We start from the raw sequence: 26,821 nt of genomic DNA on the forward strand, positions 1-26,821 counted from the left end.
GTGGGGCTGTGTCTCACCGAGACCAACCGACGTTCTGGAATCCCTCCACCCCCAACCCCTCCTCCCAGGAGGAGGGGCTTAAGCTAGGTCAAAACAGCAGCCGTTGCGTCCCGCTCCCGCGCCCCACGGGTGCCCCGCCCCGCCGCCGCGCAAGTTCCGTCTCCGCGGTGAACCGCACATCCTCGTCGCGATCGGTGAGGAAGCCCTCGAGCGAGTCTTCGGAAATCTCGCTCCATTCCTTGCCGCGATCGGGGCCGTAGCGGACGCGCGGCAGCAGCCCGGGCTGGCTCGACCATTCGACCAGTTGCGCCACGCTCGCCTCGTTGAGCATGTCGCGCAGGTGGAACGCGGTGACATAGGCGTCGGGGAAGGCGCGGTGGGCGGGCAGGCCGCGTTCATGCTCCATGCCCTCCGGGCGCCGCCAGTAGCGCAGCATCTGGTTGGAGAAGCCGGGGCTGTCCGGCCACAGCCGCAGCGCGCATTTCCAGGTGCAGATCCAGTCCGCGCCACGGGTGAGCGCAGGCGTGCAGAACTGCTCCTCGAAGGTCGCGCGGTGTGCGGCGAGCGCGATGCGGCGCGGCCAGGGATCGAGGATCGGGCGCGCGACATCGTGCCAATAGGGCGCGTCGGCCACGTCCTCGTCACGGATATGGTGGATCGCCATGGTGAGCGGCGGGATGCCGCGCCCGGGATTGACCAGCCGGTTGCCGCCCTCGCCATACAGCTCCCAGCGACCGTCGGCGCCCAGCGCCACGTCCTGCCAGCCGATCTCGCACACGGCGTGGACGGGCGGCTTGTCGCCGGTGGTTTCTAGGTCGATGACGCGGATGATCGAAGGAGGTGGCGAGGCCATGCGCCGCGATGTGGGGGTTTTCGGGGCGAAATGCCAGCCGAAAGCGGCGCGGGGGAGGCTAAGCGCTCTTAAGCCCCTCCCCTTCAGGGGAGGGGTTGGGGTTGGGCCGTGTCTCACCGAGACCAACCTGCGTTCTGGAATCCCTCCACCCCCAAACCCCTCCTCCCAGGAGGAGGGGCTTAAGAATGCTTCTTACTCCGCCGCCTTCTTCTTCGCCGGGGCCTTCCTGGCGGCGGGCTTCGTCGCCCCAGCCTTGGCCGCAGGCTTCTTCGCCGCCGCCTTCTTGGCCGGGGCCTTCTTCTTCCCCTTGGCCGGACCCGCCGCCGCCTTGGCGTCGATCAGCTGGGCGGCTTCCTCCAGCGTCAGCGCGTCCTTGTCGATCGTCTTGGGCAGCGTCGCATTGGTCTCGCCGTCGGTAAGGTAGGCGCCGTAGCGGCCTTCCATCAGCTTGATCTCGGCCTCGGTGCGCGGATGCTTGCCGAACACCTTCAAGGGCTCGCGCGCCGCCCCGCGCGCCGGGCGACCGCCGCCCGCCGCCGCTTCGGCCAGCTTGACCACCGCGGCGTTCATGCCGGTCTCGAACACTTCGGCGGTCGACTGCAACCGGGCATATTTGCCGTCATGCGCCAGATAGGGGCCATAGCGCCCGATCGAGGCGGTGATCGGGTTGCCGGTCTCCGGATGGTTGCCGATCGTGCGCGGCAGCTTGAGCAGCTTGAGCGCCCATTCGAGATCGAGATCGACGTCCTTCGGGATCGAGGCGCGCGCCGCATCCTTGCCCTCGCCGAGCTGGATGTACGGCCCGAACCGGCCCGACTTGCGCTCGACGTTGAGCCCCGTCTCGGGGTCCTGCCCCAGCACTTCCGGACCCGTGTCCTCCGCACCCTCGCCGCCCGGCTGGCCGAAGCGGCGCGTATATTTGCACTCGGGATAGTTGGAGCACGCCACGAACGCGCCGAACCGGCCGCCGCGCAAGGCAAGCTTGCCGACGCCGCAATTCGGGCACAACCGCGGATCGCTGCCGCCCGCCTTGGCGGGGAACAGATAGGGCTCGAGGAACTGGTCGAGCGCCGCGGTGATGTCGGAGGGCTTCTGCTCCATCACCTCGGTCGTGCGCGGCTTGAAGTCGCGCCAGAAGGCCTCCAGCACCGCCTGCCACGCGGCACGGCCGCCGGACACGTCGTCCAGCTCTTCCTCCAGCCCGGCGGTGAAGTCGAACGAGACGTACTTCTCGAAGAAGCGTTCGAGGAACGCGGTCAGCAGGCGGCCGCTTTCCTCGGCGAAGAAGCGATTCTTCTCCACCCGCACATAGGCGCGGTCCTTGAGCACCTGGATGATCGAGGCATAGGTCGACGGCCGACCGATCCCCAGCTCCTCCAGCCGCTTGACCAGCGAGGCTTCGGAGAAGCGCGGCGGCGGCTGGGTGAAGTGCTGCTCGGCGTTGACCGCCTTCTTCGCCGGCGACGCGCCTTCGGACATGCGCGGCAGGCGGCGGCTGTCCTCGTCGCCCTCGTCGTCCTTGCCCTCTTCATAGAGCGCGAGATAGCCGGGGAACAGCACCACCTGGCCCGTGGCGCGCAGGCCGTGCTGGCCGGTGCCGTCCGCCAGATCGACGGTGGTGCGCTCCATCCGCGCCGAAGCCATCTGGCTGGCGAGCGCGCGCTTCCAGATCAGGTCGTAGAGCCGGGCATGATCGCCCGAGCCGGCGCGGTCCTTGCTGAAGTCGGTCGGGCGGATCGCCTCGTGGGCTTCCTGGGCGTTCTTCGCCTTGGTCTGGTACTGGCGCGGCTTGTCCGGCACGTAGCTGCCGTCATAGCGATCGGCGACCGCCTTGCGCGCCGCCTGGATCGCCGAGGGGTCCATCTGGACGCCGTCGGTACGCATATAGGTGATCGCGCCGTCCTCGTAGAGCGCCTGCGCGATCCGCATCGTGTGGCTGGCCGAGAAGCCGAGCTTGCGGGCGGCCTCCTGCTGGAGCGTCGAGGTGGTGAAGGGCGGCGGCGGATTCCGCATCGCCGGCTTGGTCTCGACCGAGACGACGGTGAAGCGGCCTTCCTCGACCGCCTTCTTGGCCGCCTCGGCGCTGCCCTGGTCGCCGATCGACAGGCGGTCGAGCTTTTCGCCCTTCCACTTGACCAGGCGGGCCTGGAACGGCGTGCCGTCCGATTCCATCTCGGCGATGACCGACCAATATTCCTGCGCGACGAAGCTCTCGATCTCGCGCTCGCGCCCGACGATCAGCCGCAGCGCCACCGACTGGACGCGGCCGGCCGACTTGGCGCCGGGCAGCTTGCGCCACAGCACCGGCGAGAGGGTGAAGCCAACGAGATAGTCCAGCGCACGGCGGGCGCGGTATGCGTCGATCAGGTCGGTATCCAGCTCGCGCGGATGCTGCATCGCGTGGAGGATCGCCGGCTTGGTGATCGCGTTGAAGGTGACGCGCTCGACCTCCTTGGGGAGCGCCTTCTTCAGCCGCAGCACTTCCTGCACGTGCCAGCTGATCGCCTCGCCCTCGCGATCAGGGTCGGTCGCGAGGATCAGGCGGTCGGCCTTCTTCGCCTCGTCGGCGATCGCCTTCAGCTGCTTCGACTTGTCGGCATAGGTCTCCCACTCCATCGCGAACGAATCGTCGGGGTTCACCGACCCGTCCCGCGCCGGCAGGTCGCGGACATGGCCGTAGCTGGCGAGGACGCGATAGTCCTTGCCGAGATACTTCTCGATGGTTTTCGCCTTGGCGGGCGATTCGACGATGACAAGCTGCATGAGGTGTTCGATCGGTTCCTACGTGTACGCGTGTAAGGTGGGGAGGAGAATCGGGGGACGTCAACCCGGCTCGGGTCGCAGGCCCGGCGGGTATGCACGTTCCGGCCGATACAGGATATGTCGTACGCAATGCGGGACAGGGCGATTCGGTTTCTTCAGGGTGCGGCACTGCTGGCGATCGGCGCGGTGATCGGGCCGATCCTCTCGGCGCTCTGGGCCGCGACCCTGGCGTCGTCCCCGCCGCCCGGATCGGAACGCGTCGAAGGCACGCCGGCATGGAACCTCCTGGAAGCCTATCATGCCCAGCTGCCGCCCCTCCACCTGCTGCTAACCATCGCGCTGCCGCCTGACGGCGAGGAATGTCGCTACGAGCGCAGCGCCGTGTTCGAGAACAAGGACGATGTACTCGAGGTCTATGGCTCGTCGCCGGACCATTGGTCCGCCTACAAGGGCTATGATGCGCTCAACCGCTGGAAGAACGCGCGCACCGATGCGCGGTATCTCGAACGGGTCGCGCGGCATATCGCGCTGAACAGCTCGGCCTTCAGCGCGACCTTTCTCGCAAACTGTATCCGGAACACCGTGCTGCGCAGCCTCTGCGTCCGCTATACCGAAGATCTGCTGCGCGAGCGCCCCTGGTTCGGCAAGGCCACCCCGATGCCGCCGCGCAGCTTCGACGCGCCGATCGAGGCGGCGACGCTGTGTACCTATCTGGATGGCCTCGCCGCCCGCCGCGGGCAGAAGCTGTCGGACTGGCCGAAGACCGGCGTCCGCTGAAGGCGGGCCGCCGGCCGGCCGGCGCTCACCCCCGCATCCGCTCCAGCACCACGTCGATATCCTTGGCGTCATGGCGTTCGGGGACGCGCTGGTCCTCCGGCCCGACCCCGCGATTGACCAGCCGCCCGCGCCGCACCGGCTCGCGCGCGGCGATCTCGGCCGACCAGCGCAGCAGGTTCGGATATTCCTGCGCATTCAGGAACACATCCGCGCCGGCATAGGTCTCGCCGCGCGCCACCGCGCCGTACCAGGGGAAGATCGCCATGTCGGCGATCGTGTAGTCCTCGCCCACCATGTAGCGGTTGCTCGCCAGATGCGTGTCGAGCACGTGCAGCTGGCGCTTGGCCTCCATCGCATAGCGATCGATCGCATACTGGATCTTGATCGGCGCATAGGCGAAGAAATGGCCGAAGCCGCCGCCCAGGAACGGCGCCGAGCCCATCTGCCACATCAGCCAGCTCAGCGTCTGCGCGCGCTTGGCCGTGTCCGTCGGCAGGAACGCGCCGAACTTCTCGGCGAGGTAAATCATCATCGCGCCGCTCTCGAAGATCGGCAGCGCCGGTTCGATGGTATGGTCGACCATCGCCGGGATCTTCGAATTCGGATTGATCGCGACGAAGCCGCTGCCGAACTGGTCGCCCTGGCCGATGTTGATCAGCCACGCGTCATATTCGGCGCCCGCATGGCCGGCGGCGAGCAGCTCCTCGAGCAGGATCGTCACCTTCTGCCCGTTGGGCGTGCCGAGCGAATAGAGCTGGATCGGGTGGCGCCCGACCGGCAACTCCTTCTCGTGCGTGGCGCCCGAGACCGGCCGGTTGATGTTGGCGAACTGGCCGCCATTGCCCGGCGCCCATTCCCACACCTGGGGCGGCACATAGCCGGCGGGGAGGTTGTTCGCGGGATCGGGTGCGTCGGCCATGCTCGGTGTCTCCTCGGGGAAGCGTTGCGGGCGGCATGTAGGGCGCCCAGGCCGACTTGCCAGCCCTGCCACGAGAAAGGGCCGGGCGCAGCCTTTGCCACGCCCGGCCCCTGTTTCGGCTGCGCTACGCTTACTTGAAACGCAGGCCGACGCCGGCCATCACGCGCTGGCGCGCGGTATGGTCGTTATACTGCGAATAGACATACTGGGCATTGACGTAGAGCGGCATGCGGGTCTGCTCGCCGGTCAACGAGTACTCAACACCGCCACCGACCTGGTAGCCGCTGGTGTTGAAGTGGTCGTAGAACGACGTCTGCCCCGCCGGCGCGTCGTAGCGCTTGCGCTGCTCGTTCACGACATAGCCGCCCTTGGCGAAGATCAGCAGCTGCGGGGTGGCGAGCACGCCGGCGCGGACCGCTGCGCCATATTCGTCGAACGACTTGTGGCAGACAGTGCCGCCGCCCGAGGCCGAGCAGTTCTCGTTCCAGTTGTTGGCGCGCCAGTAGCTTCCCTCGGCGCCGATCACGATGCGCTCGCCGAGCTGGCCGTCGAAGCCGATGGTGCCGCCATAGCCGAACTTGTCGTTATGGTTGCCCTGCGACTGGAAGCGGTCGCCGCCGGCATTGGCTTCGATGCGGATGCCGCGGAAGCTGGTGCCGTTGCTGCTGGTGGGGGTGCTGTCCTGCGCCTGGGCGGCCGTTGCGGTGAAGCCGATCGCCGCGACGGCGAGAAGAAACGCATTACGCATACTGTACATCCCTTGGATTGGTGGTGCTTTGCCTTCGCGGTAACCCGCCAGCGCGCAAAGGTTTCCGCGTCGCGGCAGAAACAGCCCCGAGCGTTGCCAAGATGCAACACCATGCAGATACGGCGCCGCCGTAGGGGGCCCTCATGCGGGTTGCTGCCCGGCGGTCCAGCGGGCAAAGGCGCGCCATGACGACGATGCGCCCCCTCCTGCGCCGGCTCTGCGGCACACTGCTGCTCGCGATGGGAACGGTGCTGTTCTGCATCGCGATCGCCCGCATCCCCCGCGAAGTGCATCCGCTCGACCTTACCTTCAACTCGATGCTGGACCATCTGCTGCACGGCCGCTTCGATGTCGATCCGGCGGTGGTAGGGCGGGAAGGCTTCGCGATCGGGGGACGGGTCGTTGCCTATTGGGGCATCCTGCCCGCGCTGCTGCGGCTGCCGTTCACGATACTGCCGGGCTGGCAGACGCTCGACTTCACCATCGGATCGTGCCTCGTCGCGCTGGCCGGGATGATCGCCACCAAGCTGTGGACGCTGCGGACGATCCGCCGCGCGCTGCCGGACCTGCCTCCCTGGCTTTCCCGGGCGATGGCCGTGGTGCTGCTCTTCTCCGGCGCGCAGCTCTGCTTCCTGCGCTTCAGCCTCTATCAGGAGGTTTGCCTGTGGGCGGCCTTGTGGGGGGCGCTGTTCGTCGCGGCGGCGATCCATGCCCGGCTGCACGGCCTCGGCCGGGGCGCGCTGCTGGTGATGGCGCTTGCCGCCGGTCTCGCGATGCTGACTCGCGTCTCGCTCGGCATCGGGCTGGTCGCGGCGTTCTGTGGCGTGCTGCTGGTGGAGACGCTGCGCCGTCGCGAGGCTTGGCGCGCCTGGCTCGGCACCGCTGCCGGGCCGCTCGGCGTGCTGGTGCTGTGCGGCCTCGTCACCGCGGGGGTGAATCTCGGCCGCTGGGGAAGCCCGCTCACCTTCGCCGACTATCACCACTATCTCTACAACGCCTGGTACCCGGATCGGCTGGTCCGGATGGCCGAGCAGGGACTGTTCAACCTGCAGCGCGTGCCGTTCGGCCTGATCTATTACTTCGCGCCGGTCTGGGTGCTGCACGGCGCAGACGGGCACTTGCTGCTGGAGGCGACCCGCCAGAAATGGATCGACGCCGCGGAACTGCCGCCGAGCAGCTTCCTACTGACCGATCCGCTGCTGTTGCTGCTGGGCGCCCGCGCGATCTGGCAGAGCATGCGCCGGTCGAGCCCGACCCGTGCCCGGAGCGCCGCGATCGCGATCGGCCTCGCGATCCCGCCCATGCTGATGCTCTGCGCCGTGAGCATGAACTTCCGCTACCGACTCGATTTCTACCCGTTCTTCGAGTTCCTCGCCTTCGCCGCACTGGTCGGGATCGGCCGCGGCGCGCTCCCACCAGGCAGGCAGCTGGCGGCGGGACTGGCGGTCGTCTCGGTGCTCGGCTCGCTACTCGTCGGCGCGGCCTATCTGGTCGGGCGACTGGGGCCGGGCCAGTTGCTGATCGGCGACGGCATCGGCACCTATTATCTGCAAGCGTTCGGCCTGCGCTGAGATCCTAGCGCAACGAAACGCGCGCGCCGGCGTGTCGCTCCAATCGGCCCGCCAGTTCCAGTTCCAGCAGCACCGTCTGGACCACGGGCGGCGTGCAGCCCGATTGGCGGATCAGTTCGTCGACGCCCACCGGCACCGGCCCCAGCAGTCCGCTCACCCGGCGGCGATCGGCGTCGCTCGCATCCTCGGGCGGCGCGCCTTCGAACCATCCGACCGGCGAGCGGACCCTGCGCGGGTCGATCGGCCGCACCGCTTCCCAGATGTCGTCCGCGCTCTGCACCAGGATCGCCCCTTCGCGGATCAGCAGGTTGCAGCCCTGCGCGCGCGGATCGAGCGGCGAGCCCGGCACCGCCATCACGTCGCGACCCGCCTCGGCAGCGAGCCGCGCGGTGATCAGGCTGCCGGAGCGCGGTGCCGCCTCCACCACCACGGTACCGAGCGACAGGCCCGCGATGATGCGGTTGCGCGCGGGGAAGAAGCGCGCCAGCGGCTCGGTCCCCGGCGGCTGCTCGCTGACCAGCAGCCCCTCGCGCGCGACCCGTTCCTGCAGCTCGGCATTTTCCGGCGGGAAGACGATGTCGATGCCGCTGGCGATCACCCCCACCGTGCCGCCGGCCAGCGCCCCCTGGTGTGCGGCCGTATCGATGCCGCGGGCAAGTCCCGATACCACCGTCGCCCCGCGCTCGACCAGCCCGATGGCGAGCTGGCGGGCGAAGCGGCAGGCGGCGGCAGAGGCGTTGCGCGCGCCCACCATGGCCACGCAGGGCCGTGCTAGCAGGCCCAGGTCACCGCGCACGATCAGCGCCGGCGGTGCATTGTCCAGTTCGGCGAGCAGCGGGGGATAGGCGGGATCGTCGAGGAACAGATAGCCCGCCCCAAGACGTTCGACCGCGGCGATCTCGCGCCGCACGGCACCGGCGTCTGCGATCTGCGGCGCCCTGCCCCCGCCTCGCGCGGCGAGCACGGGCAGAGCCTCCAGCGCCGCCTCGGCCGAGCCGAAGCGCGCGAGCAGCTGGGCATAGGTAACGGGCCCGACATTGGCGGAGCGCAGCAGCCTCAGCCGCGGCTCCCGCCGGTCAGCCACGCTTGCTGCCGACCCTGGGTTCGGACCCGCTGAGCAGCCGGTCTATATTCTCGCGGTGCTTCCACAACACGATCAGGGCGAGCGCGAGCAGCATCAGCACAAGGTCGATCCGCCCGAAAAATGCTGCGCTCACCGGCGCGCTCACCGCCGCCGCCATCCCCGAGACCGAAGAGATGCGCACCGTCGCCAGCAGGCCCAGCCATACCACCGCATAGACGAGGCCGGCGGGCCAGTGCAGCGCGAGCACCACGCCCATCAGCGTCGCCACGCCCTTGCCGCCACGGAACTTGAGCCAAATCGGATAGCAATGGCCGATAAACGCCGCCGTCGCCGCCAGCGCACCGGTGCCGGGCAGAAACGCCGCGGCAAGCAGCACCGCCACCGCGCCCTTCGCCATGTCGAGCAGCAATGTCGCCGCCGCCAGGCCCTTTCGGCCGGTACGCAGCACGTTGGTCGCGCCGATATTACCGGACCCGATCTGACGCAGATCTCCCGCCCCGGCGGCGCGTGTCAGCAGCACGCCGAACGGTATCGATCCGAGCAGATACCCGAGCAACAGGGCCCCCGCAGGAGCCATCCAAGGAACTTCCGTGGGCAATGCGGCCCCCTTTCGTTCCCCGGTCTAGCCGCTTCCCTTACCCAAGCGCAATGACCTGCATGACCATGCAGGCGGATGGGCTCGCCGAACGCCCGACGGCAGGCTCTCGCCGACACGTTCGAACCGGACGGCAGCGTTGACGGAGACGGCGCGCCTCGGCCATGGCGGGGCATGGCCGATCGTCGCCCCGTCCTGTTCTTCGATTCCGGTGTGGGCGGGCTGTCGGTCCTCGGGCCCACTGCGGCGCTGCTGCCCCAGGCCCCGCTCGTCTACGTCGCCGATTCGGCCGGGTTTCCCTATGGCACCAAGACCGAGGCGGAGATCGCCGCGCGGGTCCCGGCGCTACTCGGGCGGCTTGCCGAGCGCTATGATCCCCGGCTGATCGTGATCGCCTGCAACACCGCCTCCACCATCGCGCTCCAGCATGTCCGGGCGGCGCTGGACCTGCCGATCGTCGGCACGGTACCGGCGATCAAGCCCGCCGCCGAGGCCAGTCGCACCCGCACCATCGGCGTGCTCGGCACGGCCGCTACGGTGCGCCAGCCCTATGTCGACGATCTCGCGGCACGGTTCGCCGGGGATTGCACGGTGCTGCGCCACGGCTCCGCCGCACTGGTCGAGCTTGCCGAGGCCAAGCTCGCCGGGCAGGCGATCGCGCCCGAGCGCATCACCGAGGAATTGAACGGCCTCTTCCATCAGCCGGGCGGGGAGCGCATCGATGTGATCGTCAATGCCTGCACCCATTTCCCCCTGCTTGAAGCGGAGATGCGCGCGGCAGTCGGGCGTGCGATGTCCTTCGTGGATGGCGGACCCGGCATCGCCCGCCGCGTCGCCCATCTGACCCAGGGCCAGGACTGGCCCGCGGAACCGCCGCCCGGTCGCGCGGTGTTCACCGCCCGCGATCACCGCGCCGATGCGCTGGCCCCGGCCTTGGCCCGCTACGGGCTCCGTCGAATCGAAACGCTGTAGCGCTCAGGCGCAATCGCCAAGCACCGGCTGCGGCGCAGCCCCGCGCGCCTTGGCACGGTAGCGATCCGCCATTTCCTGGTGCGCGCGGCGCGCGCTGCTGTCGACGCAGCGGCCGGCACGTTCGCGTTCCTCGCGGGCACGCTGCGCGAAATATTCGATGTCGTCGATCGCCATGGGCTGCGCTCCGTCCGATCAAGCGGGAGTCCGGATGCCTCTCTGCCGCGAGCATGCTTGCCCCGAGTCGCCCGCGATGCCCAACCTATATCATGAAGGACGTATCGACGCATCGATTGCGGCAGAAGCGATCAGGGTGAGCGGCAATTTCACGCCAAAAGCCAATGAAATGGGCGTGCATCGCCCCAATCTTGCTCTATGCTGATACCGACACGGCGGATTGACCGCTGGTCGGAGAGGTGCTGGCAATACGGGGGTTCACGTGCTGGAATTGCTCGGAAACAAGGCGTAGAGAACGGATCCATGCAGCGCCAAGACGCCATCGCACCCGCGATCGACTATACGCGGGTCTTCACCCAGGCCATCGACCGCCTCCATGCCGAGGGGCGTTACCGGGTCTTCATCGACATCCTGCGCAACAAGGGGATGTTCCCCAATGCGCGCTGCTTCGCCGGGCATAACGGGCCGAAGCCGATCACGGTATGGTGCTCGAACGACTATCTGGCGATGGGGCAGCACCCCAAGGTGATCGAGGCGATGGAAGAGGCGCTGCACGATGTCGGCGCCGGCTCGGGCGGCACCCGCAACATCGGCGGCAACACCCATTATCACATCGATCTCGAGCGCGAGCTGGCGGACCTGCACGGCAAGGAAAACGCGCTGCTCTTCACCTCGGGCTATGTCTCGAACGAGGCGACCTTGTCGACGCTCGCCAAGGTGATGCCGGGCTGCATCGTTTATTCGGACGAGCTCAACCACGCCTCGATGATCGCGGGCATCCGCAATTCGGGGTGCGAGAAGCGGGTCTGGCGCCACAACGACGTCGCCCATCTCGAGGAACTGCTCGCCGCCGACGATCCCGCGGTCCCGAAGCTGATCGCGTTCGAAAGCGTCTATTCGATGGACGCGGACATCGCGCCGATCGCCGAGATCTGCGACCTGGCCGACAAGTACAACGCGCTGACCTATCTCGACGAGGTCCATGCCGTCGGCATGTACGGCCCGCGCGGCGGCGGCATCTCGGATCGCGAGGGCCTGGCCGATCGCCTGACGATCATCGAGGGCACGCTGGGCAAGGCGTTCGGCGTGATGGGCGGCTATATCGCCGCCGACCAGGTGATCATCGACGTGATCCGCAGCTATGCGCCGGGCTTCATCTTCACCACCTCGCTGTCGCCGGTGCTGGTCGCCGGCGCGCTGGCGAGCGTGCGGCACCTGAAGGGCTCCAGCGTGGAACGCGAAGGCCAGCAGGCCGCCGCTGCGACGCTCAAGCAGCTGATGGCCGAGGCGGGGCTGCCGGTGCTGGCGTCGACCACGCACATCGTGCCGCTGATGGTCGGCGACCCGGTGAAGGCCAAGAAGATCAGCGACGTGCTGCTCGCCGAGTACGGCGTGTACGTCCAGCCGATCAACTACCCCACCGTCCCGCGCGGCACCGAGCGGCTGCGCTTCACCCCCGGCCCCGCGCATGACGAAGCGATGATGCGCGAACTGGTGGACGCGCTGGTCGAGATCTGGGGCCGGCTGGAGCTGCGGCTGGCGGCGTGAACCGGCTGCAGCCGCTCAGCGCGCGGCTGCTACCCCGCCCAGGGCCGTGATGCGATCCCCGCTCTTGGTGTCGACGGCGACGATCTCGAATGCGGTCATCGTTTCGCTGCCCTGGGGACCAAAAAAGGCGCCACCCAGGAGCGAAAACAGGCTCGATCGGTCGCTGCTGACCAGACTGCCGGTAAAGCGGTTCTGGGGCACGTCGAGCGGCACGGTCGCGGTATAGGTGCCAAGGTCCACCTCGGTCGCGCTGGGATCGACCGTCGCCGACTGCACGCCGACCAGCTGGATCGAAAGGACAACACTGCGGCCGGCGAAATCGGCGGAGAGGGTCGCCCGGCTCTTGCCCAGCGTGTAGGAACGTGTCGTGCCACCGGTGCTGGAGGTAAAGGCCGTGCCGCCCACGACGATCCGCGTATAGCTTTGCGTGCCGCTGGTCGGCAGATCGGCCGCCTGGGTGGGCACGCCGAACACGCAGAGATACTGGGTCTGCGACCCCGAAGGGGTGTTGCGCGTGGTGAGGCTGAAGGAACGCCCATAGTCGAACCCGGTGCCGCCCGGCGCAGGGCGGGCGATCGACATCAGTTCGGTAGAGCCGTTCAATGGCTTCGCATAGGCGACGACGCCGGCCGGTGCCTTCGGATCGCGATCGGCAGGCAGAAAGGCGAGGTTCAGCCCATTCCCGGTGATCACGTGGCTGCTGGTCGCAGCGGCATAGCTGAAGCCCAGCCCGTCGCCGAATGCGGAAGCGGGAATGGGGGTCGGCGGCGACGCGGACAAGATCAGCCCGGCGCAGGCCGTCTTGTAGCTCTGGTCCCCGGTCAACTGGTCATAGGTCTTGTAGGTCGCCGTAGGCGTGGGGGAAGGCGCGGGCGTCGGGGTCGGGGTCGGGGTCGGTTGGGTAACAGGTGTCGTGACACTCCCGCCGGCGCTGCTGCCGCCACCACCGCAGGCAGCGAGCATTAATCCACCGATACCGATAGCCAGAACAGGCCGCATTCTCGTTCCCCCATACACCAGCAGACCCGGCGCCGGGGCGACGTCCGCTTTCCCGGAACGTCATTGAGAATACGTAACGAAGCTGTCAACGCACGGCCGATACGCGTTCAGCGCGGCCGCCTGAGCTCCGCGCTCCAGCTATACCCCCGCAGCGACGACCGGAACGAGGCGGTCATCCCCTGCTCCGCGGCGATCGCCTCCACGACCTCGCGCAGGTCGGCGCGCGGGTAGACGTGGAAGGCGTTGAGCTCCTTGAAGTGGAAGCGCTTGGCGACGCCCGGCAGCCGTTCGTACTGGCCGAAATCGACGATGTGCAGGCTGCCGCCCGGCGCCAGCGCCCTGGCGCCCAGCGCGATCGCTTGCCGCCACGGCGGGATCATCGACAGCGTGTAGCTCATGAACACGCGGTCTACCTGTTCCAGGCCGAACAGCGCGTGCACGTCGAACGTGCCGGCATCGCCTTGGGCGAGCGTGATCTTGTCCGACAGCCCATGCTTCGCCACCGATTTGCGCGCGGTATCCAGCATCGCCTCGCTGATGTCGAAGCCGTGGAAGCGGGCGTTCGGCCAGCGCTTCGCCGCGACGATCAGGTTGCGCGCGGTGCCGCAGCCGACCTCGAGCACCGTGCCGCCCGGCGGCGGCGCCAGCTCGCGGATCAGCCGGTCGCGGCCGAGCAGATAGAATTTGCGCGTGAGATCGTAGAAGTGGCGATGGAGCGCGTAGGTCGCGTCCATCAGCCCCTTCTGGTCGCCCGCCCCGGCGTTCCCGCTCATGCGTGCGGCTTCAGCGTCCAGACGTGCGTCGCGCCGTACACCGACGAACGGTCGCGCCGCGTCCAGTCGTCGAGCTTGGCCTGGTCCTCATATTGCCACTGGGCCATCAGTTCGTCGGGGATGTGGCCGCGCACCACGTCCGGCACGGCGGCGGTGCGATAGAGCACGCGCGCGCCGGGCTTGGCGGTGCGCGTGATCTCGGTCCAGATCCGCGTCAGCTGCTCGTCGGTCATCCAGTCCTGCGCATCGAGCAGGATGTAGCGATCGAGCGACTGGGCCGGCATCGATTCGAGATAATCGGCATAGTTGGTGTGGCGGATCTCCACGCGGTCGGCGCGCGACCGCACCGCCTCGTAGTTGCGGCGCTCCAGATAGGGCGGCAGCGGCGCGCCCTCATGCTCGCCATAGCCGCGGCCGAACGCCTGCCAGGCGTAGAAATTGTCCTTGAGGTCGAAGTCGCAGGCAAGCTTGCGCAGCCGGCTCTTCAGCGCGCCTGTGATGCCGGCATGATCGTCCACCTTCAACAGGTCGTACTGCGCCGGCGGAATGCCGAAACCGAACAGTGCGGCCGGCTGGTCGACCAGCCAGCGCAGGAACTTCTTGTCGAAGATCGGCGCAAAGCGCGTCTCGAAGATGTGGCGCTGCTCCTCGATGCTCTTCGCTGCGAGGATCTCCCGCGGATCGATGCCGTACCGCCGTGCAAGCCAGTGGACGAAGCCGATCAGCCGGCCGAGCAGGCCCTGGCGGTAGAAGCCGGTCTTGAAGCCGTTGATCCGGCGCACGCCGTTCGGCGCGCGGCCTTCCCAATAGGCGCGCGCGCTCTCGTCGAGGCTGCCGCGAAGATAGGTCTTGTACGCGTCGATATTCTCCGGCCGGTTGGCCAGGCCGAAGAAGCGGTGGAAGGATTCATAGTCCGGCAGCCGCAGTGCCGCCTGCTGCTTGAGCTTGTTGAGCGCGATATGCGCCGGGTTCAGGTCCACCGCGGTGATCTTCGCCGGGTTCGCGGTGAGGTAGGAGAAGACGTTGCACCCGCCGGACGCGATCGTCACGACATGGCAATCGGGGGTGATCCGGAGCGCTTCCATATCAATCACCGGGTCTTCCCAGATCTGGGCATAGACCAGGCCCCGGAACGCGAAGGTGAAGGCGCGTTCGAGAATGCCTTCCTTCGACAGATGCTCGTGGCGGTGCACCGCACCCCGGACCGCACCGTTCTTCGGCGCCTTGGCGATAGATGGCATTCCAGACGACTCCCGGCGAACGAGCCTGTCCGGCGCCCCGCCGAACCAGCTCTCCCCCCCCTGTGACAAAAGCTTTGCAGCCTTGTGACAGCGCCGCCGGGAAATCAATCCTCGCCGGGTGTCCCGCGCCCATGCCGGGCCGAACGCGCGGCGCACGTGGGGAATCGAAAAATTCGGCGCCCGTCGGTGCAACCTTTCGGCCATGCGGACCGAACCTATATCGACACCATGAACCGGAAGGGCTCCACCATGCCGATCGATCGCCGCCAGATCCTCGCCGCCGCGGGCACCGCGGCCATCGCCCTGCCGCTGTTCGCGTGCAGCAACGCACCGGCGGCACCGCTGCCCGATTTCCCGTTCAAGCTGAGCGATGCGGAATGGAAGAAGAAGCTGGGCCCGGCCGCCTATAACGTGCTGCGCAACGGCGGGACCGAATATCCCTTCACCAGCCCGCTCAACAAGGAGCACCGCAAGGGCGTGTTCGGCTGCGCCGGCTGCGCGCTGCCGCTGTTCGATTCGGTGACCAAGTTCGACAGCGGCACCGGCTGGCCCAGCTTCTATGCGCCGCTGGCAAAAGCGGTGGTCACGCGGAGCGATCGCAGCCTGGGGATGGAGCGCACCGAAGTGTTGTGCCGTCGCTGCGGCGGCCATCTCGGCCATGTCTTCGACGACGGGCCGAAACCCACCGGCAAGCGCTACTGCATGAACGGCGTCGCGCTACGCTTCACGCCCGGGGCGTGATCAGTTGGTGAAGGTCAGGGTCGGCAGGCTCAGCGCGGCGACCTGCACGTTCGCCCAGTCGGCGGCCGGTGCCGCGTCCGGATAGATGAAGCCGTTGACCGGATAGCTGGAGGTGCCGAGGCCGGCGGTGCGGCCGTACCACACGCGCACTTCGCTCCAGTCACCCTTGGCCGAGACGTCGACGGCGCGGACGTCGCGCTCGATCGCCCCGGGGGTCGACCAGTTGGCGTGGGTCAGCAGCACTTCGCGTGCGCTGATCACCCGCGATACCATCGCGACATGGCCCATCGGCATGCGCGCGGTGCGCTGGAACGACATGACCGCGCCGACCTTCGGGGTTTCGCCGCGCTCGTAGCGACCGGCGGCCTGGCCCCACCAGGTCCAGGCATTGCCGCGGAGTTCAACACCGGAAGCCTGGCGCGCGAACGTCACGCACTGCCAGAAGGTGCCCTTCGCCTGTGCGGGGACCGTGGTCATCAGGGCGCAGAACGCCATCAGCGCGAAACGCACTGCAAAACGAGTGAACAAGTTTTGGACCCCCCGGTCAGAAACGAAGCGGTTGAGGGTTGCTAGCCAAACTATAGGACGCTCGTACACCCCTGCGGCTCGTCGATCCGACGAAGCGTTGGAATGGGCAGACGAGGTGCGCTGAACCGTTTCTGAATAGGTGGAACCGATTGCACGGCGGCGACGCAGCCTGCGCTGTGCCGCAGCTACCCGAACTGGGATCACGCGCCACCGCTAGGGAAAATTACGGTCCGATATCAGTACCCTAAGGAAGATTGCGTAGCGTCATCGGTTCGTCGCAAACCCATGTTGCGTCGCAGCAGAAATTAGGTTCCAATGCTCGTGGGGATACGGAGGGGGTCGTTAAGCGCTGCGTTAACCAGTGCGGAGCATGATCCTTCCCACGGGCTAAGAAGGAACCGAGCGGGAGACGTCGAGATGGCTGCACGAGCGAAACCGGCCGAAGGTGCCATGACGCTGGCGGAAATGAAGGAATTTGCGGGCTTTGCCGCGGCGACCCAGCGCTATGTGCGCCGGTCGCTCGATGTGGGCCTGGAGCGCGACGATGCGCTGTCGCGCTGGTCGCGCGACGTGGTCGAAGCCGCCAGCATCCGGGCGCAGGCGCGCATCTACGAACGCCTCGCCGATATCCGCGCGATGCTGCCCAACGACAGCGACCTCAACACCATCGAGCCGTTCATGGCGCCGCTGGTGACGCTTTCGGCCTTCGATCTCGGCCAGGGCCGGCTGACCAGCTTCTCCGCCTATCGCTTCCTCTACGAGCGGCTGCTCGGCGCGGAAGTGCGGCCGTGGCTGCCGGCGGCGTTCTGCTCGGCCTCGGCGCTGCCGCACCTCCATCCGGACCTGCGCCGCAAGCTGCTCCAGTCGATCAGCGAAGCCGCGGCGACCGCCTCGGGCTGGTCGAACCGCCAGCCGAGCTTCTTCCCGCAATGGGTCGAGAAGATCGACACCAACGCGCTGCCGAACTGAGGATGCTTTTTCGGAAGTGCGCGTGGCGTACTTCCGGGCGGCACCGGCCCTCTCCCCCACCCGGCCACCCACAAGATCCTGCCGCTGGGTGGCCGGGTGGGGGAGAGGGCCGGTACCGAAACCGCGCCGAAGGCGCCAAACGACGTCAGCGGCAGGCCCGCCACCCCATCTCGCCGCGTGCAGCCTGGTCGAGATGGAGGTGGTCGCGGTGGGCGGCGTTATAGTCCGGCGACAGCACCGTCGCGAACAGCCGGCAGGCGCCGTCACGGACCGCGCGCAGGAAGGCCGGCTTCCCCCCGTCCCCCTTCCAGTCGTTCAGCACACTCACCCGTCGCCCATCGGCGAGCACGAAGGCGGCGATATCGACGGCATTGGCCTTGGCATGCTCGCTCCAGTCGCCGGTCGACCGGCCGTACATGCGGCGGCACGAATAGCTGCCGAAATGCTCGATCCGCACCACGCGGGATCCCAGCCGCTTCTGCGCCTCGGGCTGGACGACGTTCCACTCCCATAGCGCCAGCCCCGCCGCGACCGGACAGGCGATTCCAAGCGACGCCGGGCTGAAGGCGATGGTTCGCGATCCGCCGCTGCTGAACCGCACCCCGTTCGCATAGCCGCATTCGCCCTGCCGCTGGACCGGCGCCAATTTCTCGTAGCGCACGCCCGCCTGGGTGAGCAGCGCCCGGCACTGGCCGTCGTCCGACCCCAGCCCGGCCAGCTTCCGCCCGGTAAAGGCACCGATCGGCTGCGACAGGTCGAGCGGCGTCCACGGCACGTCCTGCGGTCGGCTGCGCGTCCACATCAAGAGGAGCAGCGCACCGCCGGCGATCAGCGCGAAGACCAGCAGCACCCAGAGCGTCTGCTTCAGCGCCTTCACGCGCGCACCGCGCGGTCCATCCGCTCGGCGGTGACGGGGTAGCCGAGCCCTTCGGGGATGCAGAGCCAGTCGACGCCGTCGCGCGACTCGACGAACGGGGTGATCGTCTCGACCGGGAATCGGCGGGCATGGGCCATGGCCGCATCGAAACCGTCGAACAGCGCCAGCCGTTCCAGATTGCGGCGGGTGGGGTAGATCAGCATCGCCTCGCCGCGATCGGCGGCGTCGAGCGCGCCTCGCGCGGTGATCCAGCACAGCCGGACATTCTCGCTCCCGTCGACGAGCGGCGCGGCCCCCTCCGGCGCCCGGGCAAGGTAGAAACGCGTGTCGAACACCCGATGCGGCAGGCCATAGGGCAGCCAGCGGGCGAAGGGCACCAACACGTCGAGGTCGAGCGCCAGGCTCGCCTCGGCAAGCAGCTGCGCAAAGGGCCTGCCGGCGTGGAGGTCCTCGCGGATCTTCGCAAGCGTGGCGGCATCGCAGTCCAGCCCCAAGGCCAGCCCGGCCTCCTCGATCGTCTCGCGGATCGCGGCGACTCGGGCGGCACTGTCTTCGTGGGTGTCGGTGAACAGGTGATCGCCCGGATCGATCCGCCCGCCCGGAAACACCAGCGCGCCGCCAGCGAAAGACATCGCGCGCGAACGCTCCACCATCAGCAATTCGGGCAGCCCGCCGCCGCCATCGCGCATCACGACGACGGTGGCGGCTGGGATGGCTTCGGCGTGCGACATCGTCCCGGCTCTACGCCGCGACGCCCTTGCTTACCAGCCGGAGGCGCGCAGGCGCAGGCGGAACACCTGGTCGCTGGAGGTGATGAACAGCGTCTTTCCGTCCTCGCCGAAGCAGCAGTTCGCCGCCTTCTTGCCGGTCGAGATCAGCCCCAGCCGCCGCCCGTCCGGCGCCACCACATGGATGCCGCCGGGGCCGCTGGCGTATAGATGCCCGCTCGCCGCCACCTTCATCCCGTCGGCATGGCCGGGCAGGCCCGCCGCGGTGCCGGCGCGGTGATCGAGGAAGATTTTCCGGCCCGTCGCCAAGCCATCCCCGCCCAGCGAATAGGCCCAGGTATAGGGCGCCGCATCGTCGGACACGGAGACGTAGAGCGTCCGCTGGTCGGGTGAGAGGCCGATGCCGTTGGGACGGGTCAGATTCGATTCGATCAGGTGCACCGTGCCGTTGGTATCGAGCCGGTAGACACCGTTGAACGGCAGTTCCTTTAGCGGCGACTGGTCCCCATCGGTGAAGCCATAGGGCGGATCGGTGAAGTATATTGCACCGTTCTTCGCCTGCACCAGATCGTTGCAGCTGTTGAATCGCTTGCCCTCATACCTGCCGGCGAGGATCTTCTTTTCCTTGGTCTCCAGGTCCACCGCCGCGATCGCGCGGGTACCGCTGTCGGCCATCAGCAGCTCGCCCCTGCGGCCCTGGATCATGCCGTTCGATCCCGCCTCGCGCACCCCCGCCGGGATCGGTCCAGCCAGCCCGGAGGGCACCAGGAACGGCTTGGTTTCCTTGCCGTCCCAGCGATAGGCGATGTTCGCCTGCACGTCGGAGAACAGCAGATAGCTCCGGTCGAACGCGCTCGCCCCGCCCGAGGCGCCGCCGGTTACCGCCCCGTCGCGGATCCATACCGGCCCCTCGGCCCATTGGATGCCGCTGGCGATCGCCTCGAGCGGCGACTCGACGTCGAGCAGCGCGTCCAGTTCGGGATCGAGCCGGGTGATCGTTCCCTCGCCCGCCGCATATGCGATGCCCGGCAGCAACGGCAGCGCGGCAAGGCCGCCCAACAGGGTGCGGCGGGTGGTAGCGAACATGGTCAGGATCCTCTCAGACGAACGGCCACAGCAGCAGCGCCATGGCGAAACTGGTCAGTCCCGCGATGGTGGCACCGATGGTCCAGCTGCGAAAGGTCTGCGCTTCGGTGAGGCCGAGATATTGCTTCACCAGCCAGAAGCCGGTGTCGTTGACATGGGACGCGATGGTCGCGCCCGATCCGATCGCGACGGTGACCAGCGCGATCCGGTCCGGCCCCAGCCCCGCCGCCCCGATCAGCGGCGCCGCAAGCCCGGCGGCGGTGACCATGGCGACGGTCGCCGAGCCCTGCGCCACCCGCACGAAGGCGGAGAGCAGGAAGGCGAAGACCGGGATCGAGACCTGCGCCGCCTCCACCGCCATCGTGATCTGCTTGCCCGCGCCCGATTCGATCAGCACTTCCTTGTAGGCCGCGCCCGCACCGATGATCAGCACCATCAGGCCCGCCGGCTCCAGCGCGCGGGTGCTGATCTTCGACAGCGTCTCGAACCCCGCGCCCGCGACCAGCCGCAGCCACAGCATCGCCCCGATCACCGCGATCACCAGCGCGGTGAAGGGGTGGCCGAGGAACACCAGCGTCGAACGGGCCAGCCCCGGCGCCATCGTCTCGCCCGCGACGGTGCCGATCAGGATCAGCGCCAGCGGCAGCAGCATCGCGGCGAGCGCGGGGCCGAAGCCGACCGCACCCGTCTGCGGCGCGCCTTCGTCGAGCATCGGCGGCGCGCCGATCGCGCCATAGCCGGGTGCACCATGCGCCAGCTTGGCGAACACGGGACCCGCGAGAATCGCCGAGGGGATACCGCAGATCAGGCCGTAGAGCGCCATCCGGCCATAGTCGGTGTGCAGCAACTCGGCGACGGCGACCGGCCCAGGATGCGGCGGCAGCAGCGCGTGCATGGTCATCAGCCCGGCGAGCAGCGGCAGCGCGAAATAGGTGACGCGCCGCTCCGCCCGCACCGCCAGCGTGGTGAGCAAGGGCGCGAGGATGATGAAGGCGACGTCGAAGAACAGCGGCACCCCGACGACGATGCCGATCGCGGTGAGCGCCCAGGGGACGCGCTTCTCGCCGAACAGGTCGAGCAGCCGCCGCGCGATCGCCTGCACGCCGCCCGATGCCTCCAGCATCCCGCCCAGCACGGCGCCGAGGCCGATTACCACCGCGACGAAGCCCAGCGCCTCGCCGGTGCCCTTGCGGATCGCGGCGATCACCGCCTGCGGATCGTTGCCGAAGACGAGGCCGGTCGCCAGCGCGACCAGCAACAGCGCGACGAAGGGCTGCAGCTTGAGGCGGAGCACCAGCAGGATCACCGCCGCGATGCTGCCGGCGACGATCGCCAGCGTGTGCCAGGGCTCGCCCATCATGCGATCTCCACCCTGGTGGGAAGCGAGGCGGCAGGCACCTGCCCTTCCGCGCCCGCCGTGATGCGGAACTTCGCCTCGCTCTTCAGGTCGGCCGACGAAGCACCCGCCATCAGCCGGATCTCGCCGGGCTCGACGATCCATTTGCCGTCACGCCAGAAAGCGAATTGTTCGGGCGTGAGGGTGAAGCGGACGGTGCGGCTTTGCCCCGGCTTCAGGGCCACACGCGCGAACCCGCGCAGCTCCGCCACCGGCCGCGAGACCGTAGCGACGGGATCGTTGGCGTAAAGCTGCACCACCTCCTCCACCGCCATCGTGCCGCGATTGGTGAGCTGCACCGATGCGGTGATCCGGCCGCCGGGGGCGAGCGTCTCGGCGCTCAGCGTCAGCGGGCCATAGGCGATCTCGCCATAGGTGAGGCCGTGGCCGAAGGCGAAGAGCGGGCCGATCTCGGTATCGTGATAGCGCGCGCTGTCCACCGCGAGGTCCGGATTGGCCGGGCGGCCGGTGGGCAGATGCGCATAGCTTTGCGGCGACTGGCCGGTCCGGCGCGGCATCCCGATCGGCAGGCGCCCGCCGGGGGCGGCCTTGCCGGTGAGGATCTCGGCGATGGCGGGGCCGCTCTCGATGCCGAGCAGCCAGGTCTGGAGGACGGCCGGCACCCCGGCGAGCTCGCGTTCGAGCGCGAGCGGACGGCCGCCCATCAGGATCGCGACGATCGGCTTGGCCGTGCCCTTCAGCGCCTCCAGCAGCGCCGCCTGGCCGTCGGGAAGGCCGATCTCCGCATAGGAGCGTGCCTCGCCGGTGCGGTTGAAATCCTCGCCGATTGCGACCAGCACGACATCGGCCCGCTTCGCCGCCTCCACCGCCGCCGCGACATCGGTACCCGGCTGGTATTCCGCGCCCGCCAGCGCCGCCTTGAGCGTCACCGCATCGGCCGCCTGCCCCCGCGCGCGCCACGAGCCGATCGCCGAGGACGCATCGTCCGCCAGCGCCCCGATCAACGCGAGCTTGGCGCCCGGCTTGAGCGGCAGCACCGCGCCCTCGTTGCGCAGCAGCACCACCGATCGCCGGGCGAGGTCCCGCGCCTCGGTCCGCCGCAGCGGCGCCTTGTCGCGCGCCGGATCGCCAAAGCCATAGGGATCGTCGAACAGCCCCAGCCGCGCCTTGGCGGCGAGGATGCGGCCGACCGATTCGTCGATCAGCGGGACCAGCGTCGCATCGGCGGTCGCCGCCTCGGCGAGGTAGGTGGCATAGCTGCCGCTCGCCATGTCCATGTCGACACCGGCCTTGAGCGCCAGCACGGCAGCCGCGCGCGCATCGGCGGCGATGCCGTGATTGACCAGCTCGCGGATCGCGTTCCAGTCGCTCACCACCAGCCCCTGATACTGCCAGCGCGCGCGCAGGAAGCCGCGCACCAGATCGGCATGGGCGGTCATCGGCACGCCGTCGAGCGCGTTGAACGCGGTCATGAAGCTGCCCGCGTCCGCCCGCGCGGCGGCATGGAAGGGCGGCAGATAGACTTCGTTGAGCGTGCGCGGGCCCAGCTCCGCGCTGTCGTAATCGCGGCCGCCTTCCGCCGCGCCATAGCCGACGAAATGCTTGGCGCACGCCATCATCCGCATGCCCTTGCCCAGATCGGCGCCCTGGAAGCCGGCGACCTGCGCCTCGGCGATTCGGGAGCCCAGATAGGCATCCTCGCCCGCGCCTTCGACCACCCGGCCCCAGCGCGGATCGCGCGCGACGTCGACCATCGGGGTGAACGTCCAGTGCAGCCCCGCTGCCCACGCCTCTTCCGCCGCGATCCGCGCGGCCTGCTCGGCGACCTTCGGATCCCAGCTCGCCGCCAGCGCCAGCGGCACCGGCAGGATGGTGCGATAGCCATGGATCACGTCCATCGCGAACAAGAGCGGGATCTTGAGCCGCGATTCCTCCACCGCCACCCGCTGCAGGTCGCGCAGCGGCTCGGCCCCGGCGACATGAAGGAACGAGCCCATCTCGCCCTTGCGCACACGGGTAAGCATTGCTGCATCGAGCTTCGAGTTGAGCGATTTCTGCCGCCCGCCGGCGATCTGGTTCATCTGCCCGACCTTTTCGGCGAGCGTCATCTGTCCGATCAGCGCCTGGATGCGGGCGCGGGTGTCGGCCCGCAGCGGCCGGGCGGCGCGGGCGAGCGGCGTCCACGCGGAAGCGGCGAGCAGCGCGCTCGCCGCCAGGAGGTCCCGTCGATTCATGCGTCGGTTCTTCATGCCAGCGTGATGGCGCGGTGTTCGCGGGCGGAGCGGTAGATCGCCTCGATCAGCCGCATGTCGCGGAGGCCCTCCTCGCCCGAGACGATCGGCTCACGGCCGTTCATCGCGCATTCGGCGAGGTGGTCGAGCTGGCGGACGAACTGGTTCTTGGCCGGCTTGGGCAGCACCAGCTGCTCGCGCTTGCCGCCCAGCCGGGTCCACATTTCCTGCCCCTCATAATTGGTGGCGGGCTCCAGCTCGACCCAGCCCTTCTGGCCGGTGACGCGGTAATGGTTGTGGTTCGAGCTGTAGCTGGACACGCAATCGGCGATCAGCCCGCTGGGGAAGCGAAACTGCCAGTCGATCCGGTCCTCCACCGTCTTGAAGCGCGGATCGCTGCGATCGGTATGCTCCATCGCGCTGACCTCGACCGGCTCCTCACCGGCCAGATAGCGCGCGGCGTTGAGGCTGTAGATGCCGATGTCCATCATCGATCCGCCGCCGGACAGCGCCCTGTCGAGCCGCCACTGGTTGGGCGCGGCATAGAAGCCGTGCTCGGCGAAGATCAGCGTCGGCTTGCCCAGCGCGCCCGACCGCACCGTCTCGATCGCCTTGAGGTTGTACGGCTCGAAATGGCAGCGATAGCCGATCATGAGCTTCTTGCCCGCCTTCTTGGCGGCAGCAATCATCGCCTGGCATTCGGCGACCGAGGTCGCCATCGGCTTCTCGCACAGCACGTGCTTGCCGGCCTGGGATGCGCGGATCGAATATTCGGCGTGCATGGAATTGGGCAGCACGACATAGACGATGTCGATGTCCGGATTGTCGCGGATCCGGTCATAGGTGTCGTAGCTGTACCAATGCGTCCTGGGGATGCCGTACTGCGCGCCGTATTTCTCCAGCTTGGCGGGCGTGCCGCTCACCAGCGCCTTCAATTCGGCGAACTCGCAGTCCTTGAGGTTGGGGAGGATCTGCTGGGTGGCGTAATAGCCGAGGCCGACCACCGCATAGCCGAGCTTGCGCTTGGGCGCCGCCGCCTGGGCCGATCCGCCCAGCGCACTGGCCACTACCCCGGCGCCGATCCCGCCGAGCACGTCGCGTCGCGTTCCCATGGTCCCTCCTCCTCGTCCGCGTCGGCCTGCAGGTGCCGCGCGGCCGATAGCGGTATCAACAATGCGGGAAGCGAGCCAGTAGCTCAGGGTATTAGATCGAAGCGCTTGAAATCACAGCGGAAGCCTGACGGCAGCACATAGGCCGCCGCCGTCGCGCCGCTGCAGCGTGATGTCGCCGCCATGCGCCCGCGCCGTCGCCCGCGCGCTGGCCAGGCCCAGCCCCATGCCGCCGGTGTCGCGGTTGCGCGAACGCTCGCCGCGGAAGAAGGGATCGAACACCCGCTCCATGTCCTCGTCGGGGATGCCGGGGCCCCGGTCACGCACCGCGATCACCGCCTCGTGCTCGCGCCGCGCGATCACCAGCTCGGCACCGCCGGCATATTTGATGGCATTGCCGACAAGGTTGGCGAGCATCGCCTTCAGCGCCACCGGATCGGCCTCGATCACCAGCGGTTCGCCGGGCTCCAGGGTCACCGCCGCACCGCGATCGGCGGCGTCGTCGACCACCGTTTCGGCCAGCGAGCGCAGGTCCAGCGGCCGCCGCACGCCGATGCGGCTGCTGTCGCGCACATAGGCCATCACGGTGGAGATCATCGCCTGCATCTCGCGGATGTCGCACTCGCAGGCGGTACGAACGGCAGGATCCGCCCCCTCCAGCCGCAGTCCCATCCGCATCAGCGGCGTGCGCAGATCATGCGCCACCGCCGCGATCATGGTGGCACGATCATCGACATAACGGTTGAGCCGCGCCTGCATGTCGTTGAATGCCCGCGCCGCCTCGGCGATCTCGGCCGGACCGTCCAGTTCGATCGGGGGCGCGCGCGGATCGCGGCCCAGCCGTTCGGCCGCGCGGGCGAAGGCGCCGATCGGGCGGGCGAAGCGCTGCGCCATCGCCCAGGCGAAGATCGCCGCCGCCACGGCGGACAGCACCAGCCACACCACCACGAACAGGCGCCACGGCTCCAGTCCCTCGCCCGGCGTGACCGTCTGCCAGCTGCCGTCGGGCATCCGCAGCGACGCTTCGAACGCGCCAGCGACGAGCACGTCCTGCGCCGCGACGACACTGGCGGGGGCGGGCGTCGGCGGCACGCCCGCGCGGTCGAACACCTGCGGCCGCTGCAGGAAGCCGACCGGAAAGCGCAGGATGACGCGTTCGGAAGCGACCCCGAGCGCCGTCGCCAGCGCGACCTCGGTCCGCTCGGCCCGCGGATTCCACGGCTGGCGCTCGACCGACGCGACATGCTGTACGTGGAAGCCTTCCGGCGCGGCGGCAGGATTGCGCATCGCCTGCGCGATCTGCCCGACGGTATGGAGCTTGGGGCTCGGCGTCTGGACGGCGAAGAGCAGTACGAGATTGAGCAGCTGCACCACCGCCACGCAGGCGAGCATCAGGATGAAGATGCGCAGGAACAGCGGCGAACGCGCCGCCGCCGTCCCGGCCTTCATGCCCGCGTCACGCGGGGAACGAACAGATAGCCTTCGTTGCGCACGGTGCGGATGATCTCGTCGGCACCGGCGCGCAGCTTGCGGCGCAAACGGCTGACCTGCACGTCGATCGCGCGGTCATAGGCATCGGAATCCGGGCCGCGTGCGGCTGCCAGCAGCGCCTCGCGAGTCAGCACCCGGCGCGGACGCTCGATGAACACGCGCAGCACGGCGAACTCGCCATCGGTCAGGCCGACCAGCACGCCCTCGGGATCGAACAGCTCGTGGCTGCCCAGGTCGATGCGCCAGCCTTCGAAGGTATAGACATCGCCCGCCGGCGGCGCCGCGGTGGTGCCGCGCTTGCGCAGCGCCGCCCGCACCGTGGCCAGGATCTCGCGCGGACTGCACGGCTTGGGCAGATAATGGCCGGCGCCGACCTCAAGCCCCAGGATCCGGTCCTGCTCCTCGCCCAGCGCGCTCAGCAGGATCACGTCGGGACCATCGGCGGTGGCGATGCGACGGCAGGCGGACAGGCCGTCCTCGCCCGGCATCATCACATCGAGAATCACCACGTCGACGGGCATCTTCTCGAGAATGGCGTCCATGTCGCGCGCGCTCGACGCCGTCTCCACTCGGTAGCCGCGCGCCCCGAGGCTGTTGGCCAGCAGCAGGCGGATATCGCGGTCGTCATCGACGACGAGCAGCGTGGCAGGATCGTCGGACGCGGGATGGGTTGCCATGATGATACTC

26 protein-coding genes are annotated in these 26,821 nt (G+C 68.5%); 7 read left to right on the forward strand and 19 right to left on the reverse strand.

Annotated features, from left to right (window positions below):
- Positions 1 to 88: 88 nt before the first annotated feature.
- Together KK7_RS0107435 and topA are read right to left on the reverse strand one after the other, a co-directional pair.
- The gene (locus KK7_RS0107435) at positions 89 to 853 is read right to left on the reverse strand and encodes an exonuclease domain-containing protein (protein ID WP_010544014.1); all 765 of its coding nucleotides are present in this window, start codon (positions 851 to 853) and stop codon (positions 89 to 91) included.
- 192 nt (positions 854 to 1,045) lie between these two features.
- Positions 1,046 to 3,616 (reverse strand): type I DNA topoisomerase, encoded by a 2,571-nt coding sequence (gene topA, locus KK7_RS0107440; protein ID WP_010544015.1) that lies wholly within the window; start codon positions 3,614 to 3,616, stop codon positions 1,046 to 1,048.
- Positions 3,617 to 3,745: 129 nt separating this feature from the next.
- On the opposite strand from topA, the gene KK7_RS0107445 reads away from it, so the two are divergent.
- Positions 3,746 to 4,393, forward strand: a complete 648-nt coding sequence (locus tag KK7_RS0107445) for a hypothetical protein (protein WP_010544016.1) — start codon at positions 3,746 to 3,748, stop codon at positions 4,391 to 4,393.
- A 25-nt stretch (positions 4,394 to 4,418) separates the two neighbouring features.
- On the opposite strand, the gene yghU is transcribed toward KK7_RS0107445, so the two are convergent.
- Positions 4,419 to 5,312, reverse strand: coding sequence for a glutathione-dependent disulfide-bond oxidoreductase (gene yghU / locus KK7_RS0107450; RefSeq protein ID WP_010544017.1), 894 nt, complete (start codon positions 5,310 to 5,312; stop codon positions 4,419 to 4,421).
- A 130-nt stretch (positions 5,313 to 5,442) separates the two neighbouring features.
- Positions 5,443 to 6,060, reverse strand: coding sequence for an outer membrane protein (locus tag KK7_RS0107455; protein ID WP_010544018.1), 618 nt, complete (start codon positions 6,058 to 6,060; stop codon positions 5,443 to 5,445).
- Between the two features lie 185 nt (positions 6,061 to 6,245).
- Here KK7_RS0107455 and KK7_RS0107460 point away from each other — a divergent pair, with 185 nt between their 5' ends.
- Complete coding sequence (locus KK7_RS0107460) at positions 6,246 to 7,631, forward strand: hypothetical protein (RefSeq protein ID WP_010544019.1); 1,386 nt, start codon at positions 6,246 to 6,248, stop codon at positions 7,629 to 7,631.
- A gap of 4 nt (positions 7,632 to 7,635) precedes the next feature.
- On the opposite strand, the gene dprA is transcribed toward KK7_RS0107460, so the two are convergent.
- Positions 7,636 to 8,715: a DNA-processing protein DprA gene (gene dprA / locus KK7_RS0107465; protein WP_010544020.1), complete on the reverse strand. Its 1,080-nt coding sequence runs from the start codon at positions 8,713 to 8,715 to the stop codon at positions 7,636 to 7,638.
- Positions 8,708 to 9,292 (reverse strand): glycerol-3-phosphate 1-O-acyltransferase PlsY, encoded by a 585-nt coding sequence (gene plsY, locus KK7_RS0107470; protein WP_010544021.1) that lies wholly within the window; start codon positions 9,290 to 9,292, stop codon positions 8,708 to 8,710. The genes dprA and plsY overlap by 8 nt, the downstream gene beginning before the upstream one ends.
- Before the next feature lie 192 nt (positions 9,293 to 9,484).
- Here plsY and murI point away from each other — a divergent pair, with 192 nt between their 5' ends.
- Positions 9,485 to 10,282 carry a glutamate racemase gene (gene murI / locus KK7_RS0107475; RefSeq protein WP_010544022.1) on the forward strand — a complete coding sequence of 266 codons (798 nt, stop codon included), beginning with the start codon at positions 9,485 to 9,487 and terminating at the stop codon, positions 10,280 to 10,282.
- Positions 10,283 to 10,285: 3 nt separating this feature from the next.
- On the opposite strand, the gene KK7_RS22850 is transcribed toward murI, so the two are convergent.
- Positions 10,286 to 10,456 (reverse strand): hypothetical protein, encoded by a 171-nt coding sequence (locus tag KK7_RS22850; protein ID WP_157999990.1) that lies wholly within the window; start codon positions 10,454 to 10,456, stop codon positions 10,286 to 10,288.
- Between KK7_RS22850 and KK7_RS22855 the strand changes: the two genes are divergently transcribed.
- Positions 10,440 to 10,661 carry a hypothetical protein gene (locus tag KK7_RS22855; protein ID WP_157999991.1) on the forward strand — a complete coding sequence of 74 codons (222 nt, stop codon included), beginning with the start codon at positions 10,440 to 10,442 and terminating at the stop codon, positions 10,659 to 10,661. The genes KK7_RS22850 and KK7_RS22855 overlap by 17 nt on opposite strands.
- Positions 10,662 to 10,759: 98 nt before the next feature.
- Positions 10,760 to 12,004, forward strand: a complete 1,245-nt coding sequence (gene hemA, locus KK7_RS0107485; protein WP_010544023.1) for a 5-aminolevulinate synthase — start codon at positions 10,760 to 10,762, stop codon at positions 12,002 to 12,004.
- Between the two features lie 15 nt (positions 12,005 to 12,019).
- Here the strand turns inward: hemA and KK7_RS0107490 are convergent, their stop codons facing one another.
- From KK7_RS0107490 to KK7_RS0107500, 3 genes are all read right to left on the reverse strand, one after another.
- On the reverse strand, positions 12,020 to 12,967 hold the full coding sequence (locus KK7_RS0107490; RefSeq protein WP_083836050.1) for a HupA family protein: 948 nt from the start codon (positions 12,965 to 12,967) through the stop codon (positions 12,020 to 12,022).
- 143 nt (positions 12,968 to 13,110) lie between these two features.
- Positions 13,111 to 13,776, reverse strand: a complete 666-nt coding sequence (locus tag KK7_RS0107495) for a class I SAM-dependent methyltransferase (RefSeq protein ID WP_010544025.1) — start codon at positions 13,774 to 13,776, stop codon at positions 13,111 to 13,113.
- Entirely contained in the window at positions 13,773 to 15,017 is a 1,245-nt protein-coding gene (locus KK7_RS0107500; RefSeq protein ID WP_010544026.1) for a BtaA family protein, read from the reverse strand. The genes KK7_RS0107495 and KK7_RS0107500 overlap by 4 nt, the downstream gene beginning before the upstream one ends.
- A 228-nt stretch (positions 15,018 to 15,245) precedes the next feature.
- Between KK7_RS0107500 and msrB the strand changes: the two genes are divergently transcribed.
- Positions 15,246 to 15,758 (forward strand): peptide-methionine (R)-S-oxide reductase MsrB, encoded by a 513-nt coding sequence (msrB, locus tag KK7_RS0107505; RefSeq protein ID WP_040598013.1) that lies wholly within the window; start codon positions 15,246 to 15,248, stop codon positions 15,756 to 15,758.
- Here the strand turns inward: msrB and KK7_RS0107510 are convergent, their stop codons facing one another.
- Positions 15,759 to 16,235 carry a CHAP domain-containing protein gene (locus KK7_RS0107510; protein WP_237709160.1) on the reverse strand — a complete coding sequence of 159 codons (477 nt, stop codon included), beginning with the start codon at positions 16,233 to 16,235 and terminating at the stop codon, positions 15,759 to 15,761. It lies immediately after the preceding gene.
- 468 nt (positions 16,236 to 16,703) lie between these two features.
- On the opposite strand from KK7_RS0107510, the gene KK7_RS0107515 reads away from it, so the two are divergent.
- The gene (locus KK7_RS0107515) at positions 16,704 to 17,255 is read left to right on the forward strand and encodes a hypothetical protein (protein ID WP_010544029.1); all 552 of its coding nucleotides are present in this window, start codon (positions 16,704 to 16,706) and stop codon (positions 17,253 to 17,255) included.
- A 145-nt stretch (positions 17,256 to 17,400) separates the two neighbouring features.
- Here the strand turns inward: KK7_RS0107515 and KK7_RS0107520 are convergent, their stop codons facing one another.
- The 8 genes from KK7_RS0107520 to KK7_RS0107555 all read right to left on the reverse strand — a co-directional run bounded on the left by KK7_RS0107520 (position 17,401) and on the right by KK7_RS0107555 (position 26,811).
- Positions 17,401 to 18,132, reverse strand: coding sequence for an extensin-like domain-containing protein (locus KK7_RS0107520; RefSeq protein ID WP_010544030.1), 732 nt, complete (start codon positions 18,130 to 18,132; stop codon positions 17,401 to 17,403).
- Complete coding sequence (locus KK7_RS0107525) at positions 18,129 to 18,863, reverse strand: NUDIX hydrolase (RefSeq protein ID WP_010544031.1); 735 nt, start codon at positions 18,861 to 18,863, stop codon at positions 18,129 to 18,131. Before KK7_RS0107525 ends, KK7_RS0107520 begins: the two co-directional genes overlap by 4 nt.
- A 30-nt stretch (positions 18,864 to 18,893) precedes the next feature.
- Positions 18,894 to 19,946 (reverse strand): SMP-30/gluconolactonase/LRE family protein, encoded by a 1,053-nt coding sequence (locus tag KK7_RS0107530; protein ID WP_010544032.1) that lies wholly within the window; start codon positions 19,944 to 19,946, stop codon positions 18,894 to 18,896.
- Positions 19,947 to 19,959: 13 nt separating this feature from the next.
- Positions 19,960 to 21,306 (reverse strand): GntT/GntP/DsdX family permease, encoded by a 1,347-nt coding sequence (locus KK7_RS0107535; protein WP_237709161.1) that lies wholly within the window; start codon positions 21,304 to 21,306, stop codon positions 19,960 to 19,962.
- A complete protein-coding gene (locus tag KK7_RS0107540; RefSeq protein WP_010544034.1) occupies positions 21,303 to 23,537 on the reverse strand; it encodes a glycoside hydrolase family 3 N-terminal domain-containing protein in 2,235 nt (744 codons plus the stop codon). The genes KK7_RS0107535 and KK7_RS0107540 overlap by 4 nt, the downstream gene beginning before the upstream one ends.
- Before the next feature lie 11 nt (positions 23,538 to 23,548).
- Positions 23,549 to 24,646: a Gfo/Idh/MocA family protein gene (locus KK7_RS0107545; RefSeq protein WP_010544035.1), complete on the reverse strand. Its 1,098-nt coding sequence runs from the start codon at positions 24,644 to 24,646 to the stop codon at positions 23,549 to 23,551.
- 111 nt (positions 24,647 to 24,757) lie between these two features.
- Positions 24,758 to 26,092, reverse strand: coding sequence for a sensor histidine kinase (locus tag KK7_RS0107550; RefSeq protein WP_010544036.1), 1,335 nt, complete (start codon positions 26,090 to 26,092; stop codon positions 24,758 to 24,760).
- Entirely contained in the window at positions 26,089 to 26,811 is a 723-nt protein-coding gene (locus KK7_RS0107555; protein ID WP_010544037.1) for a response regulator, read from the reverse strand. The genes KK7_RS0107550 and KK7_RS0107555 overlap by 4 nt, the downstream gene beginning before the upstream one ends.
- Positions 26,812 to 26,821 lie beyond the last annotated feature (10 nt).

It is taken from the genome of Sphingomonas elodea ATCC 31461, from assembly GCF_000226955.1.
Classification (GTDB): Bacteria; Pseudomonadota; Alphaproteobacteria; order Sphingomonadales; family Sphingomonadaceae; genus Sphingomonas; species Sphingomonas elodea.

Bases quoted from the DNA above. Each gene is read 5' to 3' on its own strand.
- KK7_RS0107550 (WP_010544036.1), bottom strand. From the start codon at position 26,092: ATGAAGGCCGGGACGGCGGCGGCGCGTTCGCCGCTGTTCCTGCGCATC.
- topA (WP_010544015.1), bottom strand. From the start codon at position 3,616: ATGCAGCTTGTCATCGTCGAATCGCCCGCCAAGGCGAAAACCATCGAG.
- murI (WP_010544022.1), top strand. From the start codon at position 9,485: ATGGCCGATCGTCGCCCCGTCCTGTTCTTCGATTCCGGTGTGGGCGGG.
- KK7_RS0107455 (WP_010544018.1), bottom strand. From the start codon at position 6,060: ATGCGTAATGCGTTTCTTCTCGCCGTCGCGGCGATCGGCTTCACCGCA.
- KK7_RS22850 (WP_157999990.1), bottom strand. From the start codon at position 10,456: ATGGCGATCGACGACATCGAATATTTCGCGCAGCGTGCCCGCGAGGAA.
- hemA (WP_010544023.1), top strand. From the start codon at position 10,760: ATGCAGCGCCAAGACGCCATCGCACCCGCGATCGACTATACGCGGGTC.
- KK7_RS0107445 (WP_010544016.1), top strand. From the start codon at position 3,746: ATGCGGGACAGGGCGATTCGGTTTCTTCAGGGTGCGGCACTGCTGGCG.
- KK7_RS22855 (WP_157999991.1), top strand. From the start codon at position 10,440: ATGTCGTCGATCGCCATGGGCTGCGCTCCGTCCGATCAAGCGGGAGTC.
- KK7_RS0107525 (WP_010544031.1), bottom strand. From the start codon at position 18,863: ATGTCGCACGCCGAAGCCATCCCAGCCGCCACCGTCGTCGTGATGCGC.
- KK7_RS0107460 (WP_010544019.1), top strand. From the start codon at position 6,246: ATGACGACGATGCGCCCCCTCCTGCGCCGGCTCTGCGGCACACTGCTG.
- KK7_RS0107500 (WP_010544026.1), bottom strand. From the start codon at position 15,017: ATGCCATCTATCGCCAAGGCGCCGAAGAACGGTGCGGTCCGGGGTGCG.
- KK7_RS0107495 (WP_010544025.1), bottom strand. From the start codon at position 13,776: ATGAGCGGGAACGCCGGGGCGGGCGACCAGAAGGGGCTGATGGACGCG.
- KK7_RS0107555 (WP_010544037.1), bottom strand. From the start codon at position 26,811: ATGGCAACCCATCCCGCGTCCGACGATCCTGCCACGCTGCTCGTCGTC.
- yghU (WP_010544017.1), bottom strand. From the start codon at position 5,312: ATGGCCGACGCACCCGATCCCGCGAACAACCTCCCCGCCGGCTATGTG.
- KK7_RS0107540 (WP_010544034.1), bottom strand. From the start codon at position 23,537: ATGAATCGACGGGACCTCCTGGCGGCGAGCGCGCTGCTCGCCGCTTCC.
- KK7_RS0107490 (WP_083836050.1), bottom strand. From the start codon at position 12,967: ATGCTCGCTGCCTGCGGTGGTGGCGGCAGCAGCGCCGGCGGGAGTGTC.
- KK7_RS0107515 (WP_010544029.1), top strand. From the start codon at position 16,704: ATGGCTGCACGAGCGAAACCGGCCGAAGGTGCCATGACGCTGGCGGAA.
- msrB (WP_040598013.1), top strand. From the start codon at position 15,246: ATGAACCGGAAGGGCTCCACCATGCCGATCGATCGCCGCCAGATCCTC.
- KK7_RS0107530 (WP_010544032.1), bottom strand. From the start codon at position 19,946: ATGTTCGCTACCACCCGCCGCACCCTGTTGGGCGGCCTTGCCGCGCTG.
- plsY (WP_010544021.1), bottom strand. From the start codon at position 9,292: ATGGCTCCTGCGGGGGCCCTGTTGCTCGGGTATCTGCTCGGATCGATA.
- KK7_RS0107435 (WP_010544014.1), bottom strand. From the start codon at position 853: ATGGCCTCGCCACCTCCTTCGATCATCCGCGTCATCGACCTAGAAACC.
- KK7_RS0107535 (WP_237709161.1), bottom strand. From the start codon at position 21,306: ATGATGGGCGAGCCCTGGCACACGCTGGCGATCGTCGCCGGCAGCATC.
- KK7_RS0107510 (WP_237709160.1), bottom strand. From the start codon at position 16,235: ATGACCACGGTCCCCGCACAGGCGAAGGGCACCTTCTGGCAGTGCGTG.
- KK7_RS0107545 (WP_010544035.1), bottom strand. From the start codon at position 24,646: ATGGGAACGCGACGCGACGTGCTCGGCGGGATCGGCGCCGGGGTAGTG.